Annotated in this window: 13 protein-coding genes and 1 tRNA gene; 3 read left to right on the top strand and 11 right to left on the bottom strand. The window is 39.5% G+C overall.

The features are described 5' to 3' along the window. Positions 1-68 precede the first annotated feature (68 nt). Together AC27JL_RS02155 and radA are read right to left on the bottom strand one after the other, a co-directional pair. Entirely contained in the window at positions 69-1,001 is a 933-nt protein-coding gene (locus tag AC27JL_RS02155) for a hypothetical protein (protein WP_487194694.1), read from the bottom strand. Positions 1,002-1,075: 74 nt separating this feature from the next. Beyond that, entirely contained in the window at positions 1,076-2,461 is a 1,386-nt protein-coding gene (radA, locus tag AC27JL_RS02150; RefSeq protein WP_010555824.1) for a DNA repair protein RadA, read from the bottom strand. Between the two features lie 359 nt (positions 2,462-2,820). On the opposite strand from radA, the gene AC27JL_RS02145 reads away from it, so the two are divergent. Continuing rightward, the gene (locus AC27JL_RS02145; protein WP_487194693.1) at positions 2,821-5,298 is read left to right on the top strand and encodes a PilZ domain-containing protein; all 2,478 of its coding nucleotides are present in this window, start codon (positions 2,821-2,823) and stop codon (positions 5,296-5,298) included. A 25-nt stretch (positions 5,299-5,323) separates the two neighbouring features. Here AC27JL_RS02145 and serB read toward each other — a convergent pair whose 3' ends face one another. Further along, positions 5,324-6,343: a phosphoserine phosphatase SerB gene (gene serB, locus AC27JL_RS02140; protein WP_277054132.1), complete on the bottom strand. Its 1,020-nt coding sequence runs from the start codon at positions 6,341-6,343 to the stop codon at positions 5,324-5,326. A gap of 148 nt (positions 6,344-6,491) precedes the next feature. Here serB and AC27JL_RS02135 point away from each other — a divergent pair, with 148 nt between their 5' ends. Beyond that, the gene (locus AC27JL_RS02135) at positions 6,492-7,112 is read left to right on the top strand and encodes an AhpA/YtjB family protein (RefSeq protein WP_039036500.1); all 621 of its coding nucleotides are present in this window, start codon (positions 6,492-6,494) and stop codon (positions 7,110-7,112) included. Here AC27JL_RS02135 and AC27JL_RS02130 read toward each other — a convergent pair. The 4 genes from AC27JL_RS02130 to prfC form a co-directional block, all read right to left on the bottom strand. After that, the gene (locus tag AC27JL_RS02130; protein WP_487194692.1) at positions 7,079-7,846 is read right to left on the bottom strand and encodes a TatD family hydrolase; all 768 of its coding nucleotides are present in this window, start codon (positions 7,844-7,846) and stop codon (positions 7,079-7,081) included. The two genes, AC27JL_RS02135 and AC27JL_RS02130, sit on opposite strands and share 34 nt — an antisense overlap. Positions 7,847-7,867: 21 nt before the next feature. After that, positions 7,868-8,506: a pyridoxamine 5'-phosphate oxidase gene (pdxH, locus tag AC27JL_RS02125; protein ID WP_008130371.1), complete on the bottom strand. Its 639-nt coding sequence runs from the start codon at positions 8,504-8,506 to the stop codon at positions 7,868-7,870. Positions 8,507-8,956: 450 nt separating this feature from the next. Beyond that, entirely contained in the window at positions 8,957-10,699 is a 1,743-nt protein-coding gene (gene argS, locus AC27JL_RS02120; RefSeq protein WP_138740238.1) for an arginine--tRNA ligase, read from the bottom strand. Between the two features lie 62 nt (positions 10,700-10,761). Continuing rightward, entirely contained in the window at positions 10,762-12,351 is a 1,590-nt protein-coding gene (prfC, locus tag AC27JL_RS02115) for a peptide chain release factor 3 (protein WP_248518530.1), read from the bottom strand. 424 nt (positions 12,352-12,775) lie between these two features. On the opposite strand from prfC, the gene AC27JL_RS02110 reads away from it, so the two are divergent. Next, positions 12,776-15,436: a hybrid sensor histidine kinase/response regulator gene (locus AC27JL_RS02110; protein ID WP_487194691.1), complete on the top strand. Its 2,661-nt coding sequence runs from the start codon at positions 12,776-12,778 to the stop codon at positions 15,434-15,436. Positions 15,437-15,465: 29 nt separating this feature from the next. Here the strand turns inward: AC27JL_RS02110 and rimI are convergent, their stop codons facing one another. The 4 genes from rimI to guaA form a co-directional block, all read right to left on the bottom strand. Continuing rightward, positions 15,466-15,933, bottom strand: coding sequence for a ribosomal protein S18-alanine N-acetyltransferase (gene rimI / locus AC27JL_RS02105; RefSeq protein WP_487194851.1), 468 nt, complete (start codon positions 15,931-15,933; stop codon positions 15,466-15,468). Then, positions 15,920-16,237 (bottom strand): hypothetical protein, encoded by a 318-nt coding sequence (locus tag AC27JL_RS02100; protein WP_203984556.1) that lies wholly within the window; start codon positions 16,235-16,237, stop codon positions 15,920-15,922. The genes rimI and AC27JL_RS02100 overlap by 14 nt, the downstream gene beginning before the upstream one ends. Positions 16,238-16,302: 65 nt before the next feature. Further along, positions 16,303-16,379: transfer RNA gene (locus AC27JL_RS02095), tRNA-Trp, on the bottom strand. Between the two features lie 154 nt (positions 16,380-16,533). Next, entirely contained in the window at positions 16,534-18,111 is a 1,578-nt protein-coding gene (gene guaA / locus AC27JL_RS02090; RefSeq protein WP_487194690.1) for a glutamine-hydrolyzing GMP synthase, read from the bottom strand. Between the last annotated feature and the right edge of the window lie 29 nt (positions 18,112-18,140).

Raw genomic sequence — 18,140 nt, 5'->3', positions numbered from 1 at the left:
TATAATAAAAGCCGCATTTGATTAAGCAAGTGCGGCTTTTTAAATTATGATTTAACGACTTATCGTGATTAGTCGCCTTTAACTTCTAAATTTATAAACTTTACCAGTTCTTCTGGCTTACCAGCTAGCATCATTAATTGCTGGTTAACTTCCATCATAGTTTGGCCTTCAGGCAATTTTGCTGAAACAGTTAACGAATTTAAACCGCTGACAAAGCTGGTTAACGCATTCGCTATTTCTTCAGTTACAGGCGCTTGCTCTAACTGCTGGGCTAACATTGCTTGCATTTGCTCAATAGTCATACCTTGCTTTGAAAGCTCACTTTCTAATAACTCTTTAAGTTTACCTTGGTTATTTATAACAAAGCTTGCGTTACGGGGTTCAAGCTTGCTCATTGCTTGCATCATACGTGTTTGCTGTTGCAGTTGCTGCTCATAAGTTAGAGGGGTATCACCAGCTTGCTTTTGTTCTTTGCTCATCGCAAGCGACGTATCCATAAGCGGTTTAGAATTAGCTAGCCCTAAGTCCATATTAAAACTGACCACATCTTTAGCATTGAGCTTTACAACCATATCGCTTTCACCAGACTCTTCATTATAATCTAAAGATGAATGCAGGTTGTAACTTGCTGACGCTAATATAGCATTTGTGTCAGCAGGCAGTGTGGCAATAAAGTCTTTACTGAGTGTCAGATTTTTTACATCAAGCGATGTATGCGGCGAAATTTTATCGGTTTCGTAGCCTTTAACTTCAATACTTTGAACGTTAGCCACACTCTCGCCCTCAGGGCTTATTACTTCCATACTTGTAATTTCAACACTTTTTGAAATAACACTTGCTGATAAGCCAGCATATTTAAATGTTGCACCCGTTTGCTCACTCACCATGGCCAGCTGCTTGTCTACTTCAGCACGAACCTCTTGGGTTGCAACATAGTTAGCATAGCTAACGCCGCCAACACCTGCGGCAATAATCGCTGCTGCTATAATTAATTTTTTCATATTATTTCCTTATTCTATTTTTATAAAAATTGTATTAACCCAAGAGTAACATTGCATACCAGTCGCTGTAAGCGTTAATTAATCAGGCTCAATAACTCATGTACCGTTTTTACTGGAATTATTTTAGCGCCTAGGCCTTCCATGGATTTATGGTAGTTACGAAACGGGATAAATATTTCTGTAAAACCATGCTGTGCAGCTTCTTTAACTCGTGGTACGCCGCTGTCTATTGGTCGCACATCACCGTTTAAACTCAACTCCCCCATAATACAAGTGGTTCGAGGCACAACAAATTCGTTCAAGCTACTTAGTAACGCAGTAACAAGGGCTAAATCTATACAGGTTTCTGATTCATCAATTTTTAAACCACCCACAATATTAAAAAAGGTATCGTGAAATATTTTTGTTTTTGTATGTTTACGTAAAATACCTGTGAGCATTTTTATGCGGTTCATATTTAAACCGACACAAACACGCTGTGGAAATTCAGCCTCGGTTTCTGTTGTTAAACATTGTATTTCAAGCAATAGATTCCGATTACCTTTACGGATACAGGTAATAGACGACCCCGGGGATTCAGTCGTCGAGCCCGATAAAAATATCTCACTCGGGTTGTCTACGCTTAACATTCCACGCTCACACATTTTAAAAATACCCACAGTATCAATGTCACCAAAGCGGTTTTTATTGGCACGTAAGGTACGAATTTGTCCATCATTGGTGTCTATGTGTAATAGCGCATCAACAATGTGCACCAAGGTTTGCGGGCCTGCAATTTCGTTATTTTTATTCACGTGAGCAATAATAAACATGGTCACGTCATTTTGCTTACAATATTGAGTTAATGCTTGAGCTGCACTTTTAACTTGCGAAGGCGAACCTGGGCTGCCATTTGCAGTATCTGTAACAACGGCTTGAATGGAGTCGATGACTGCAAACTTTATTTTATTTTTATCAAGCTCTTCAATAATGGTCTCAACGCTGGTTTCTGAAAGCAAATAAAGCTCATCGGCGTTATAGTCTAACTTTAAGCGATTAACACGATTTTTAAACTGCGACAAAGACTCCTCAGCGGTACAGTAAAGAGACGGCATACGCTTTGACATTCTTGCCACCAAGTCAGATAAAAGCGTTGTTTTACCCGCACCAGGATCGCCCGAAATAATATTTACAGAACCCGTAGTAACACCACCACTTAAAACACGGTCAAGCTCGCCTATTTCTGTGAGTTGTTTTTCGGCTTCGACGGTCGCTATGTCATTAATTTTTTTAGAACCACCACCAATACCTCCGGCATAACCGCCAACACTTGAGCGTGCAGTTGCTTTTTTACTTTGCCCTGCTGAAGGTTTAAATTCAGCTAATGTATTCCACGCACCGCAACGACACTGCCCCTGCCAACGTTGATAGTTCATGCCACACTCTGTACAAACAAACTCTACTTTTGCCGCTTTAGCCATTAATAACCTTATTTATTAATCATTGAATTTAAAAATGCGTACTGTTTTGTTGTTATTTTGCCATTTCATCTATTTACATGGCAACATAGCTTGCCTGTGCAAATTTCTTAAGCCACAATCATTACCTAATTAACTGTTTTACCTTTATATATCTTAGGGCACAGTTTTTGCTTTAAAATTGAATAAAAGTAACTTGCCAATAAAATGGCACATAACACATAATAACAAAAACTAAATGGTAGTTGCTCTAAAAATCGTACCTATATTAACAACATAGCACGCTTTACGTTTATTGAATTTCTAATAAATGGATTTAATAGTATACCTACTTTTTCAAAGAGACGGTGATGGTTTTATAAATGGCTGATGACATCATGCTCAAACACGAGTCCCTCGTTAATGAGCTAAAACAATATTTAGGCAACGCCAAGTTTGACCTAATTTTTAAATCAAAAACAGCAGAGCTTACGAAGCCTGAACAGTTTTTAATTAAAATGGAAATGTCGCGCCTTTCTCAGCCTGTCGAGCGCTTTATTGATCTACGCGGTTTAGTTACAGGACAAGTAAAACCTTACGAACATAATGGTAAACAGCACTTTATGGATGAAACGGCCATTGAAGTGTTTGAAAGCGCATTAAAACAGCATGGTAAATACACACTTGCTGTTTACGAAGCGGTTATGAATACGGAAAATAATCACCGCGTAATGCAAAAAGAAGCGGCCGAAAAAGGGAATAAGCAAGAGCAAGAAGATTTACTAAATACCAATGTTATTAAATTTGCATCTTACGAAAGCCGTGCAGAAGAAAGAATGAATTATTCAATAAAAGTTACTATTGAATATAACGATAAGAAAAATATTAAAGCAAGCACCTCTGATATTTCTTTGAGTGGCTGTAAAATAAAGTTGGCAAAGCGAAACATAATCAGAAAAGGCCAACTAATAGCAATGCGTTTGGTGGGTCTGGAGCAAGACTTTGAACTGGGTTTAAAAAATGGCATTCAATATGAAGTAGTTGCCGTTGAGAATATATCACGTGAATTTAATCATATTCGTTTAAAGCGAACTTACGTTGAAAATAATGAAGCCTTTGATAACTTTTTAGAAAGCTTTATTCACGGAAATAAACGCCGCTACAAAGTTAATTTAGATAACACACTCGATGCGGTTGTATCAAAAGGTTATGAGCAATATTACATACCTCGTGTTACTTCATTGTATGTGTTTTTAAGTAAAAAAGACGATCAGTATTATCCTAGTTTAAGCCTAACAACCGAAAATAATATTTTTATTCAGCGCTACTTTACCGATGAAAGAAGTGTACCTTGCTTATACAACGTGCTTAACCATAAACGGGTCAGTGGGTTATTAACACAACCAACAGCAGTTAAAGAAGATTACCTGTACACCTTTACACATGTGTCCTCTGGAAAGGTTTATTACTATTCAGCAACCCGCACTGAATTAAACAATAATGCCAAACTACGTGATTTATTTTTAGGGTTTGGTAGTCAAAAAGAAAGCTGGCAATGCTTTAAAATTCAAATAATGCCGAGTCATCCTGATGATGCTTACATACCACTTTCACTGCCAAATTCTGCTGGTAGTAAGATTGAAAAACTTAACAAACCTCCTTCGCCTCGCGTTGAAGGATTAGTTAAAGACGTAAAATATATTGTTGTACTAACTAGTGTAGGTAATAGCGTTGAGCAATCGCGTTATAAACAAATAACTTACGATAAAGCTTTGGTCAATCAGCTTAAACTTTTTGGGCATGCCAAACATAAAACGGCTCCCTATTTAGACATTGTTGCGCTTGAGTATGTAAATTTACGCTCGCATAAACGCTATTTATATAAAACCGACGTTAAATTACATATAAATGATACGGTATTGAGTGGACATACACGCGATTTTTCAGTCATGGGACTACAACTAGAGTGCGATCAGCCTGTTAGCTTTAAAAAAGGCGACATTGTCTTTTTAACATTCCCTGATTTACAAAAAATAACTAAAAAGCATGCATTAAACGAACTAAAGTACGAGGTTATGGCTATCAGTAAGTCACTGACCACCGTTAACTTAAAAGCCAATAGAGTGGCTGACTTACCCCATGCTGGCGTTAGTTTTTTTACACAATTAATTGAAAATAACAAAGATAAATTAAAGGTAAGTGAAGAGGCTCCTAAAATTGAAGGGCTTTCTACAGCACTTAGAAACATGGTAACAAAAAGCGTTTGCCAATTTCCGCTGTATTTACACAAAGAAGCGGCACATTTTAAAGTGGGTGCAATTGGTTATGGTTTATATCCAAGCCCGCTGCATGTACTTTTACAAAACTTTGGTTTACTGAGCAATAAAACAGACGTGTCGAGTATAATAACTAACGAGCAAATTTTAAATGTGATCACCCCAAATATAAAAGATCGCAGCAGACAAGATCCGCCACTTGCGTTTACACTGGCAATCAATTTTGATCCCCGACAAGATAAAGTCACCGAAGCTATTCAAAGCCACTGTATATTAGGTGAAGATTACAGCAGCTTTAATGAACAAATTAGCAAGGGGATTAAGTCTCAAATTATATTTGTTATGCGACTATATATTTCACGTACTGGTCGCCCAGATACAGATTACCTATCCAACGAGCTTAGCTATGTGAGTCAATACGCGTTACATAAAGCTAAAGAGTTGGAAGAAGCTTTATGGTCGGTAACAGGTGTGGGTGATGTTGTTGATATTACAGAAGAAGCTTTAAGTCATTTTGAGTTAGATCAACAAAAGGTTGACCAAATGGGCCGTCGTAAACTGCTTTGGTTAAACCGCTCTCGCTAAGCGGTTTAACGCTAATATGCCATCGTTATTTTTTGTTTAACGGAATAGCGAGCATATAAAGTAACTGTAATAACGAGCCTTTACAAATAGCTGCTTGCGCTTGCTCAACTACTTTTGGTTTACCATGAACAGCAACCCCAAGCCCAGCCTTTGCCATCATAACGAGATCATTTGCACCATCGCCAATCGCCACTGTTTGTATTTTTTCAAGTCCGAGCTTAGCTTGCAAAGACTCTAAAATAACCGCTTTTTGCTGTGCATCCACAATCGTACCAAGTACCTTACCAGTTAATTTATCATCTTTAAATTCAAGCACATTTGCATGTACTTCATCTAAATTTATTAACTCCTTAACACGCTCTGCAAATGGCACAAAACCGCCCGATGCAATTGCTAAATACCAATTGTGATGTTTTAGTACTTGGCACAAGGCTTTTATGCCCGGCATTAGTGGCAAGGTATTTTTTAATTCTTCAATAAGTTTTTTTTCAATGCCTTTAAGCTTACCTACTCGTTGATTTAAGCTTTCACTAAAATCGAGTTTACCTGCCATTGCGAGGGCTGTTACAGATGCCACATCATCGTATACATTTGCTAAGCGTGCTATTTCATCAATACATTCAATAGTAATCGCTGTTGAATCCATATCCATCACTAACAAACCCGGCTCGTAAAGGTTAGGCGGTGTATTAATTTGTACTAATTGGCACTCTAGTGTTTCTGAAAACGCTTTAAGCGTTAATGGATTAATAGATTGCGTTGTATTTTGAGTATAAAAACACAGTGCTGGAGATAAACCTAAATCAGGCTGGTATTGGCATAATGCTGTGACCGTTTGCCCATGATGAGCTAAAAACTGAATAAACGTATCTATACTTGTCGCATTAAAATCACCTGCAAATGCAATACTAAACAACCCTGTTTGTGTATTTGGAACACCATCAAATAGTGTAAAAATCCCATTGTTATGAGCAAACCATTGGTTGAGCGTTAACATTGACAATGATTGCTGAGAAGTAAGCTGTGCCATGCTGATTTGCGACATGGGATCTCCGTGTTTATTTTTATTCCACTGATATAAAACGAATTGAAGCGGTAATATTAATGCTAAATTCGCCATCGGGGTTAATTTAAGGTTATAGTAGTAGTTGTAACATCAAATCAAAATTCTGTCAGTAGCATATACGGTGACTATGAAAAATAACCATCTTAAAAATCCAATATCAGCATCACAAAAGAAACGACTTTTACGGTTATTATTAGCTGCTGGCTGTTTTGTATTGCTTAGTTGGGTAGGTGTAAATAGTAGCTTTCAAAGCCATCAGTTATTATATGATAGCGCCGACAACACAGCACAAAGCTTAACTCAATTTATGGCTTTAAATGTTAAAACACCACTGATAGAAAAAAACAAACCTCAGTTAAACACTATTTGTAACGACATAGCTAAAGACGAATTTGTACTGTCGGCTACCATTTATGATCATCAGGGGATTTTAGTCGCCAGCAGTGATAATTGGCAGTCACACCATATTTTAGGTCAACTTCCAGAATCGACTCCAGGAATAAGTAAACTTAAAACACCATTTGTTGAACCCGTTGTAAGCGATGATGATCGCCCTCTAGGGTTTGTTTCGGTAACCTATTTAACACGAGCAGCTATTTCAGATAGCCACAGCCATTTTCATGATTTGGGTCGTCAGGTTTTATTAATGCTAGTTATTGCATGTATTTTTACATGGCAATTGGGCCGTGGCTTAAAGCGTTGGCAAGTAAACCGCTATATACGAAAAACCTCAGAGCAAGAGTCGTAGAGCATTTTAGCTAGCACCTCTTTATCACTACTTTGTTTTAAACTACACAGAACGTTGAACACATTAGGGATATGAAGCGGCGTATTAACCTCACCTTGATGACCATTTAGTGGCATTGAGGGCGAATCGGTTTCGAGCACTAAGTGCTGAGGTTCAATTTGAGTAATTACATTACGGGTTTTAGCTGCGCGCTCGTAAGTTATAACCCCACCCACGCCTAATTTAAAACCCTGTTTAATATAATACTGTGCTTGCTGTAGTGAGCCAGAAAACGCATGTATCACTCCACCATATTTTGGCTTACAGCGTTTAAACGATTGCGCAATTAAATCATGACTTTGCCGATGATGGACAATAAGCGGCAAATTTAGCTCATTAGCAATTTTTATTTGCTGCTCAAACAATTTCGTTTGCTTTGCAAGGTCTTCGATACTTCTATCAAGCCCACACTCACCTATAGCTACTAAATGATGCTTATTTGCAACCCCGAACTCAAAAAGTGCCTCTATGTGCGATTCTTTATGTTGATCTAAAAAGTAAGGATGTAACCCTGCTGCTATTTTTATACTTGGAAAAGTAGCTTTGAGTTTGATAAGAGTATGCGATTGAGCGAGCGTAATACCCGGTACAACAAACTGATTGACTCCCTTTGCTATACACTCGTTTATGAGCGATTCACGAATTGAATCAAACTCGCTAAAGTCGAGATGGCAATGAGAGTCAATAAATTGCACGGTTACTCAATCATCAATTTATTAAGGGTTTAAGCGTGTAACTTGCCAGCTGTTATCTGCTTGGCGCTGGTACATAAAACGGTCATGTAAGCGGTGTGCACCACCCTGCCAAAACTCAATTTTAGCAGGCACAACACAGTAACCGCCCCAAAAATCAGGCAATGGAATTTCACCTTTAGCAAACTTGCTTTTCATATTAGCAAAGGTTTCCATAAGTACTTTTCGCGACGACACTGGCCTGCTTTGTTGCGACGCCCATGCTGCTAATTGGCTTTCTTTAGGACGCGATAAAAAGTATTTTGCCACGGCTGATGTAGGTAATGGTTTTGCCTCGCCGTATACAATCACTTGGCGCTCCATATGGTGCCACGGAAAGTGCAGCGATATTTTGTTATTGCCTTTTAGCTCTTGTGCTTTACGTGAGCCGGTATTAGTAAAAAATACAAACCCGTTATCGTCTAAATGTTTTAACAATACAATACGCTGTGAAGGTTGTCCGGTTTCATCAACCGTAGCGACCACCATGGCCGTTGGGTCTGGGATATTACTGCCCACAGCATGCTCAAGCCACGTTTCAAATTGTTTGAATGGATCATCTTGCAAGTTATCTTCGCTTAGCGCGTCTTGCAGGTATTCACGGCGGATGTCTTCGAGTTTCATAAACAAATCCTTCTCTGTTTATTAAAGCGTATGTGGGTAAGTTAAGGTCAGGCTGTTAATCGTTTTAAGAGAAAAAATAAAAATGTTTTGTTTAATGTTAGTTTAGTGTTGGGTTTCGTTTCACTCTACTCAACCTACGGAGCTATCAGCTACAAAATTGATTAACTTACAAGAGTTAATCAAGTAAAGCCTAAAATCATCTGCAAGTGTAGGAGTGCTGACAAGGCGAAGTGCTTTATTACGCCAAGGAACATACAATTAGTATGTGACTTTGGCTAAAAAAGCACGACAACGCAGTAATAGCGAACTACACGAAACAGAAGGTTCACCTAAGTAGTTTAGCCTAAGACAAGGCATTCACCCCTACTTATCCCTATGAGCATACGATTTGTATGTGATTAGGGTAAGTCGGGGTGGATAACGCAGTATTAGGTTAAAATACGACGGTGATTACATTTGCTCCATGACTTCAATGCCTAACAAATCCAATCCTGTTTTTAGCGTATCTGCCACCAAATTACACAACACTAAACGGCTGTCACGTACGCTTGGCTCTACGCCTTCTTTGAGTACTGGGCAGGCTTCGTAGAACGTCATGTATAAGCTAGCAAGCTCGTACAAATACCCACATAATACGTGTGGAGTAGCCTCTGAGATCATTAAATCAAGCACTTCTTCAAGCTGCAGTAGTTTAAGCGCGAGTGCTTTTTCTTGCGGCTCGGCTATGGCTACATCAGCATTTAGCGTAGCGGCATCGACACCTGATTTACGGAAAATACTGCGTACACGGGTATAAGCATATTGTAAGTAAGGTGCTGTCGCGCCTTCAAAGCTTAACATGCTGTCCCAGTTGAATATGTAATCGCTGGTACGATGTTTAGAAAGATCAGCATATTTAACGGCGCCAATACCTACTTTACGGGCAATTTCGCTACGTTCATGATCCGATAAATCAGATTCACGCTCAGCTAGTTTTGTTGCTGCACGGCTAATTGACTCTTCAAGCAAGTCGGCAAGCTTAACAGTACCACCAGTACGGGTTTTAAATGGTTTACCATCGGCGCCCATCATGGTGCCAAACGGGCAAAACTCGTAGCTTGTTTCATCGCGTAAAAGGCCAGCTTTTCGTGCAGTAAGCTCCACTTGATTGAAGTGCAGGCTTTGGCGCGCATCAACAAATATTAAAATACGCTCAGCACCCAATTTATTTGAGCGGTAATCACACGCGGCTAAATCGGTGGTTGCATACAAAAAGCCGCCGCCAGATTTTTGCACAATAAACGCCGATGGCTCACCATCTTTATTGGCAAGTTCATCTAAAAACACAACCTGTGCGCCTTGCGACTCTACCGCTATATTTTTATCTTTTAATAAGCTAATAATGTCGTTAAGCTCACTGTTATAAGCACTTTCAGCCATAATGTCAGCTTGAGTAAGCGTTACATTTAAGCGTTTGTAAACTTCTTCAGAGTGTTTAACTGAGGTCGCTATAAATAGCTTCCATAGCTTTTCACAGTGCGCGTCGCCGCCTTGTAGTTTAACAACGTAATCACGGGCTTTATCGGCAAAGCCTTCTTCATCGTCAAAACGTTTTTTAGCATCGCGGTAAAACGTTTCTAAATCAGCAAGCGCTACCGACTCTAAGTCTACGCCTTGGCTAATTTGATCTTCTAAATGCGCAATCAGCATACCAAACTGTGTGCCCCAATCGCCCATGTGGTTTTGACGAATGACTTTGTCGCCTCTAAATTCAAGCGCACGTACAATGGCATCACCAATAATGGTTGAACGCAAATGGCCTACGTGCATTTCTTTTGCAAGGTTAGGTGATGAGTAATCTACCACGACAGTTTGCGGATTTGCGTGCTCGTTTACGGCAAGCTTTGCATCGCTGTTAGCCGCTTCTACGCTTTTGGCTAAAAACTCAGGCTTTAAATGAATATTAATAAAACCAGGGCCGGCAATTTCAGTTTTTTCTGCAATGTCGGTTACATCTAGGTTATCAATAATTTTTTGCGCAAGCTCACGTGGGTTGCTTTTCATTTTTTTAGCGGCGCCCATTGCACCATTAATTTGGTAGTCACCAAATTGTGGGCGTGTGCTTTGTGTAACCGCTGGGTTTGTGTCTTCTGGTAGGCCTGCTGCGGTCATGGCGGCAATGGCTTTTTCCACTAAAATAGTACGAATGTTCATTATATTATTTACCTTTGTAAGCCCGCCATAGCAGGCTTTCAGTTTACTTTAGTCAGTCAATTCTAGTTTTCGCGAGTATGGTTAAAGGTTACCTCAGGGTAACGCTCTGTCGATAAATTAAGGTTTACACGGCTCGGTGCTATGTAAGTTAGGTTATCGCCACCATCAAGTGCTAAGTTGCTTTCGCACTTACGTTTAAACTCTTCAAACTTTTTAACGTCAGTTGAGCTTACCCAGCGCGCTGTATTTACGTTTACACCTTCGTAAATTGCATCTACGTTGTACTCAGCTTTTAAGCGCGCTACAACTACGTCAAACTGTAGTACACCTACCGCGCCTACAATTAAGTCGTTATTAATGAGCGGTCTAAATACTTGTACCGCACCTTCTTCAGAAAGCTGTACTAAGCCTTTTAATAGCTGCTTTTGTTTAAGCGGATCACGCAAACGAATACGACGAAATAGTTCAGGCGCAAAGTTAGGAATACCGCTAAACTTAAGCTTTTCGCCTTGTGTAAAGGTATCACCAATTTGAATAGTACCGTGGTTATGCAAACCAATAATATCGCCTGCGAATGCATCTGCTGCACGCTCACGATCGCCTGCCATAAAGGTTACTGCATCTGAAATACTCACCTGTTTACCAAGGCGTACATGATTCATCTTCATGCCTTGACTATATTTACCCGACACAATACGCATAAAGGCAATACGGTCACGGTGTTTTGGATCCATGTTAGCCTGTATTTTAAATACAAAACCAGTAAAGTTCTCTTCTGTTGCGATTACTTGGCGGTCTTCTGTTTCACGCGGTAGTGGCGTTGGCGCCCACTGTGTTAAACCATCAAGTACATGGTCTACACCAAAGTTACCAAGGGCGGTACCAAAGTATACTGGCGAAAGCTCACCCGCTAAAAATAGTTCAAGGTCAAACTCGTTTGAAGCCCCTATAACAAGCTCTAGTTCTTCACGTAGTTGCTCAGCGAGTTCTTCACCAATGGCGGTATCTAGCTCTGGGTTATCAAGGCCTTTAACAGTGCGAACTTCCTGAATTGTATGACCTTGGCCTGTTTTGTATAAAACCGCTTCGTCATTATGAATGTGATAAACACCTTTAAACTCTTTACCACAACCAATTGGCCAAGTGATAGGCGCACAGGCAATATTTAGCTCTGTTTCTACTTCATCAAGTAGTTCCATTGGGTCACGAATATCACGGTCACACTTATTCATAAAGGTTACAATTGGCGTGGTACGTAGGCGCGTAACTTCCATTAGCTTACGGGTACGTTCTTCTACACCTTTTGCGGCATCAATAACCATTAAGCACGAATCTACCGCGGTAAGAGTACGGTACGTATCTTCAGAGAAGTCTTCGTGTCCAGGGGTATCAAGTAAATTAACCAGCGCATTGTTATACGGAAATTGCATTACAGAGGTAGTAACCGATATACCACGCTCTTTTTCCATTTCCATCCAGTCAGACTTTGCATGCTGATTAGAGCCACGGCCTTTTACAGTACCGGCTTTTTGAATCGCTTGTCCGAACAAAAGTACTTTTTCGGTGATGGTGGTTTTACCTGCATCCGGGTGAGATATAATTGCAAAAGTACGTCGTTTATTTATTTCGCTAAGGAGATTTTGGTCTGCCATTAAAAAGTTCTTATAGTTTGAATACGGATAATATCACCATAAAGTGTGCAGACGTTTAAAGGCTAAAACTGCTAAACCCCGAAACCTCAACACACCAAAACCAAGAGTAAATTAGCCCCTAGTTTGCGATCCGTTATGTTAATCGTAATTAAAGACTATTTTCGCTGATCTTGACCCTTTAAACAATCAATGGTTAGTTATTAACTGATCTTTTTTATTAATATTTAAACTCAGGCCGTTTAGTTTGTAATTTGACTCAAGCAAAATAAAAACTTTTACTTAATTAAGTAATTAAAACCTACGCATAAAGGAGAAGTTATCTCTAACTAAAGTTTATATTTTAACGATGAGTAAAGCGCAGGCTTGTTTAATAAACTTGTAACGCATACTATAAAAAGATTGCGTCAAGGATATTAGTTAGTTAATGAAAACCAGTAAGTTAAGTATTAGATTATTATGGTATATAACCCCGCTTGTTATATTGCCCCTGCTATTTTTAGGTGGGTTTACGTTAACTAATGTAACTAACTCTACGCAAAAACAAGCCGATCTAATCATGAGCCGCTTTGTTGAGCAGCAACAGCAAAAAGCGTTTAACTATATAGACTCATTCCACTCTACCACTAAGCTACTTTCTCGCTCTCCGGTACTTAACGACTTTTTGGCCAATGACGCCCTTTTAGACGGAAATTATACACGCAGGCTTGGCGCTCTAATGGATGTATTTGCCAGTTACAGCGAAGCCTACCCTGACATTATTAGTATAAATCTAGTATCGGCTAGTGGTAAAAGTGACGCCTATCATTCAAATAATTTAACCATAGCGCCAAAAAACTACCCCTTTTTTAATCAGGTTATACAAAGCAATTTGAGCCAACAACAGTTTATGGTTCAAAAACCCGACGGCACAACCAGCCTGTATTTTGTGCAACGAATAGACAGCGTGGGTTATTACCTAAAACGCCCACAACAACTGGGGTTTATTGTTGTAAATGTTGAGCCTTCAATTTTAAATACTAGTATTTTAGAAGCGCCTTATAACAATACGCTCAATTTATTGTTGACCAAAGACGGTAAAATACTATTTAGCTCTAATTATAATTTACGAGGCCAATACATTAGCGAATATGAACTTAATAAGGTTCACGATTTGGCCGACATAGGCTCACTTTCTACCATTGAGTTATCGAGCATTGATAAAATCGAACGTATGATTTTTGCCGTACAAATGAGCGGCGGCTATTATTACGTATCAACAATTCCCAAAGCGGTACTTCATCAGTCGGGCAAAGCCATTAGCCTAATTACGGGTCTGATTGTTATTATTTCAGTGATCTCGTTACCTATCTTGATATTTGTTGTTGTACGTAACCTATTGTTAAATCCAATAGAGCTATTAGGTGCAGCCAGTCACCGAGTAGGTGACGGTGACTTAGCAGTAAGCTTACCCGCTCATACCGATGATGAAGTAGGCATACTGTTTAACGACTTTAACCACATGGTTAATCAAATTAGGCACTATCAACAACAACTCGAAGAATACAAACATCATCTAGAAGACAAGGTGGAAAGCCGAACTCAAGCGCTTGAGTCTATGAATAGCCAACTTGAACTCGCAATTACCCAAGCAGAGCAAGCTAACCAACTTAAAAGTCGTTTTTTAGCAAACATGAGTCATGAAATACGAACCCCTCTCACCGCTATTATGGGCTTTACAGAGCAGTTGCTACATAACGATAAAATAGTAAACGACAAACAACATTTAAGTACTATTTTACGAAACTCAAAGCACTTACTTGAACTCATTAACAATATTTTGGATTTATCTAAAATTGAAGCTGAAAAATTAGCTGTAGAGCAAGCCTCTGTGAACGTTGTGCAGTTAATCCATGATATTGAGTCAATCATAACGCCACTGGCGCAAGAAAAGCGTTTAGAACTTAATATTATTTTTGACTTACCAATACCGCAAACTATATACACGGATGTGACACGATTAAAACAAATTTTAATTAATGTGGCAAACAATGCCGTTAAATTTACAGAGCAAGGGCATGTCTCTATTTGTGTGCATTATCATGCTCAAAGCAACCTCATTGAGTTTGTAATAACCGACACCGGTATTGGTATGTCTGAGCATCAAATTTCTCGTGTATTTAAACCGTTTGAACAAGCAGATGCGACAACTACACGTCGCTTTGGTGGTACTGGGTTAGGATTATGTATATCTAAAAATTTGGCACAATTACTGGGTGGCGACATAAAACTAGAAAGCGAAGTGGGCGAAGGAAGTAAATTTTCAATTAGTGCTGCTTGCCACTTAAAAGGCAAAACACCCGAGCTTGAGCTGCTTGTCGATCATGCACAATTAACCCCTGAAAAAGACCCTCTATTATCATTTGCGACTAACAGCTTTGACGCAAATATTTTGGTTGCTGAAGATAACCCAGATAATCAGCTACTGATTAAGTTGCTGTTGCAAACTTGGGGGCTTGAGCCTGACATAGCTAATAATGGTGCACAAGCCGTAGAAATGGCGCTAGTAAACGACTATCAACTCATTATTATGGATATGCAAATGCCCGTCATGGGTGGGCTTGAAGCCACCAAAATGCTACGACATGCTGCTTACGACGGTCCCATTATTGCACTCACCGCAAACGTAATGAATCACGATATCGGCACCTATATAGAAGCTGGCTGCGACAAAGCGCTTGGAAAACCAATAGATAAAGATGCCCTCGAAAACGTACTTGTTAGCTACTTGCACCTTGAAAAGGATAATCAAAATAAGTGGGATGACTTGTTAAAAAGTGAAAAGTTTCAACAGATATCTGATAATTACTTAGCAAACTTACCCAGTTATTTGGAAAAAATAAAAACATTTCACCATGCACAAGATTGGGAAAGCCTAAAAGCAGTTGCGCATAGTGTTAAAGGCAGTGCAGGATGTTTTAACTTTGATGCTATTTACAAAAGCGCAGGCAACCTTGAAGAAAACCTAAAAAGTAGCAATAAATCACAAAGAGATGAAATTATAAACTCAGTAATAGTGGCAATAAAGCAGGCAATTAACTCAAAATAAAACAGTTAGCTGCCTGCAACTAAAAAGAATTACATAAACCCTAAGCTTAATGCCATACCCATTAAAATAGCATCTTCAAAACCGTTTTTAGCTGCATCATCACTTGGGTAATAATTCTTTCGTACCGACATCTCTATAAACCCAGCTTGCTCATAAAGTTTAATTGCACGCGTATTTGACTCTCGAACTTCTAAAAATAAATTTTCGGCATTTTGCTGTTCACCGTGCTCTATAAATTTACTCAATAGCTGCTTAGCAATTCCCTTACCTTGGTGCTCAGGCGTCACGCATATATCCATAAGCGTAAAATCTGGCCCTGCTTTTTCACCAATGTAAAAACCAACGAGTATGTCACTATCAAAAGCCGCTAAATTAAAATAACGCCCACCAATACATGAACTCATCGTTTTTAAAGTCCAAGGATGACTATGACACGCGTTTTCAATAGCCATAAGCGCTTCTAAGGCATCGTTATTTACAGGTTTAAAGTTTATCAAGGTGTTCACTTATTAAAGCCCACAAAGCACGTTTATCGGTTGCATTTAGCTGTGGGGATGGCAATTCAAGCTGATCACCCGTTAATTGCATGTGCTTGCTTTTCACCACGCTATTTATAGCTACAGGCACTGCTGCACGATTAATATCTGCAAGTAATTGGCTAGAAAGCTCAAGGGATTCAAATGAAGCAGGCGTTAATTCTTTTTCAACATTATTTCTAAGGGGTTCAGTATTTACTGGTCGAAAATGAGTATTTAATTCGAGATTTTCAATATCAAAAACAGCTGCGTACCGTGAATGCATAACGACTCGATGAAATGAGGAAGTAAGATAATATAAGAATTAATAAATACGATGTAAAGAAGAAATGGCAGGGGCGGAGAGATTCGAACTCCCAACCGTCGGTTTTGGAGACCGCTGTTCTACCAATTGGAACTACGCCCCTGCAATGACGACGAATTATAGAGAAGTTTCGCTAAAGGTAAAGAGAAAAATCACACATTTAGTTTAACTGCTTTTTAAATAAACAAAACGGCGAATTAGCATGCTAATTCGCCGTTTTTTATCACTTTAATTTACAAAACTAAATGCAGGGTAAATTATTCCCACTCAATAGTTGCCGGTGGCTTACCAGAAATATCGTAAACAACGCGTGAAATACCATCAATTTCGTTAATGATACGGTTAGAAACCACACCCAAAAACTCATACGGTAAATGTGACCAACGCGCAGTCATAAAGTCGATAGTTTCAACACAGCGCAGTGACACAACCCAATCGTACTTACGGGCATCGCCCATAACACCTACCGATTTAACTGGTAAGAACACGGTAAACGCTTGGCTTACTTTATGGTAAAGCTCGGCTTTGTGCAGCTCTTCAATGAAAATAGCATCTGCACGGCGAAGTAAATCACAGTACTCTTTTTTAATTTCACCAAGTACACGTACACCTAAACCAGGGCCCGGGAATGGGTGGCGGTAAAGCATGTCGTAAGGTAAACCTAGCTCTAAACCAATTTTACGTACTTCATCTTTAAATAACTCACGCAGTGGTTCAACTAGGCCCATTTTCATGTCATCTGGTAATCCGCCCACATTGTGGTGAGATTTAATAACGTGTGCTTTACCTGTAGCAGATGCTGCTGACTCAATAACGTCTGGGTAAATGGTACCTTGACCTAACCATTTAGCGTTCTTAAGTTTTTTAGCTTGCTCGTCAAATACATTAATGAACGTGTGGCCAATAGCTTTACGCTTATCTTCTGGATCTGACTTACCGGCAAGGTCAGCTAAAAATTGATCTTCAGCATCAACCTTAACAATGTTTAAACCAAACTTGTTGCCAAACATGTCCATTACTTGCTGACCTTCGTTTAAACGAAGTAAACCGTTATCAACAAATACACATGTTAATCTATCACCAATGGCACGATGAATAAGCATAGCAACAACCGATGAATCAACACCGCCTGATAGGCCTAAGATAACTTCGTCGTCGCCAACGGTTTCTTTAATGCGCTCAATGGCATCATCAATAATTTTTGCTGGAGTCCACAGTTTTTCACAACCACAAATATCAATAGCAAAGCGCTCTAATAAACGTTGCCCTTGATGAGTGTGCGTTACTTCTGGGTGAAACTGTACGCCGTAAAAACGTTTTTCTTCGTTAGACATAGCAGCATGCGGACACGTTGGTGTTTTAGCTGTAGTGCTAAAGCTTGCTGGTACTTCCATTACTTTATCGCCGTGGCTCATCCATACGTCTAAAACGCCATTGCCGCCATCGGTAATATGATCTTCAATTGCAGCAAACAATGCACAGTTGCCTACCTTTTCAACTTGCGCATAACCAAACTCTTTTTTATCAGAGCTGTGAACACTACCACCAAGCTGAGTAGCCATTGTTTGCATGCCATAACAAATGCCTAATACAGGAACGCCTGCATTAAACACATACTCAGGAGCGCGAGGGCTGTTTTCAAGTGTGGTTGACTCTGGGCCACCAGAAAGAATAATACCTTGTGGGTTAAACTCGCGAATTTGCTCTTCAGTCACATCCCATGCCCACAGCTCACAGTAAACACCAATTTCGCGTATACGGCGAGCGATTAGCTGAGTGTATTGTGAACCAAAGTCTAAAATGAGAATTCGTGAATCGTGAATATCTTTGCTCATGGAGTATCTCGTAAAGTAGATGCTAAATT

It is taken from the genome of Pseudoalteromonas sp. 4NS20-0020 (assembly GCF_057554385.1).
This window is presented reverse-complemented; position numbering and strand designations above follow the sequence as displayed.

Coding starts and splice junctions, on each gene's coding strand:
- AC27JL_RS02155 (WP_487194694.1), bottom strand. CDS start 1,001: ATGAAAAAATTAATTATAGCAGCAGCGATTATTGCCGCAGGTGTTGGC.
- radA (WP_010555824.1), bottom strand. CDS start 2,461: ATGGCTAAAGCGGCAAAAGTAGAGTTTGTTTGTACAGAGTGTGGCATG.
- AC27JL_RS02145 (WP_487194693.1), top strand. CDS start 2,821: ATGGCTGATGACATCATGCTCAAACACGAGTCCCTCGTTAATGAGCTA.
- serB (WP_277054132.1), bottom strand. CDS start 6,343: ATGTCGCAAATCAGCATGGCACAGCTTACTTCTCAGCAATCATTGTCA.
- AC27JL_RS02135 (WP_039036500.1), top strand. CDS start 6,492: ATGAAAAATAACCATCTTAAAAATCCAATATCAGCATCACAAAAGAAA.
- pdxH (WP_008130371.1), bottom strand. CDS start 8,506: ATGAAACTCGAAGACATCCGCCGTGAATACCTGCAAGACGCGCTAAGC.
- argS (WP_138740238.1), bottom strand. CDS start 10,699: ATGAACATTCGTACTATTTTAGTGGAAAAAGCCATTGCCGCCATGACC.
- prfC (WP_248518530.1), bottom strand. CDS start 12,351: ATGGCAGACCAAAATCTCCTTAGCGAAATAAATAAACGACGTACTTTT.
- AC27JL_RS02110 (WP_487194691.1), top strand. CDS start 12,776: ATGAAAACCAGTAAGTTAAGTATTAGATTATTATGGTATATAACCCCG.
- AC27JL_RS02100 (WP_203984556.1), bottom strand. CDS start 16,237: ATGCATTCACGGTACGCAGCTGTTTTTGATATTGAAAATCTCGAATTA.
- guaA (WP_487194690.1), bottom strand. CDS start 18,111: ATGAGCAAAGATATTCACGATTCACGAATTCTCATTTTAGACTTTGGT.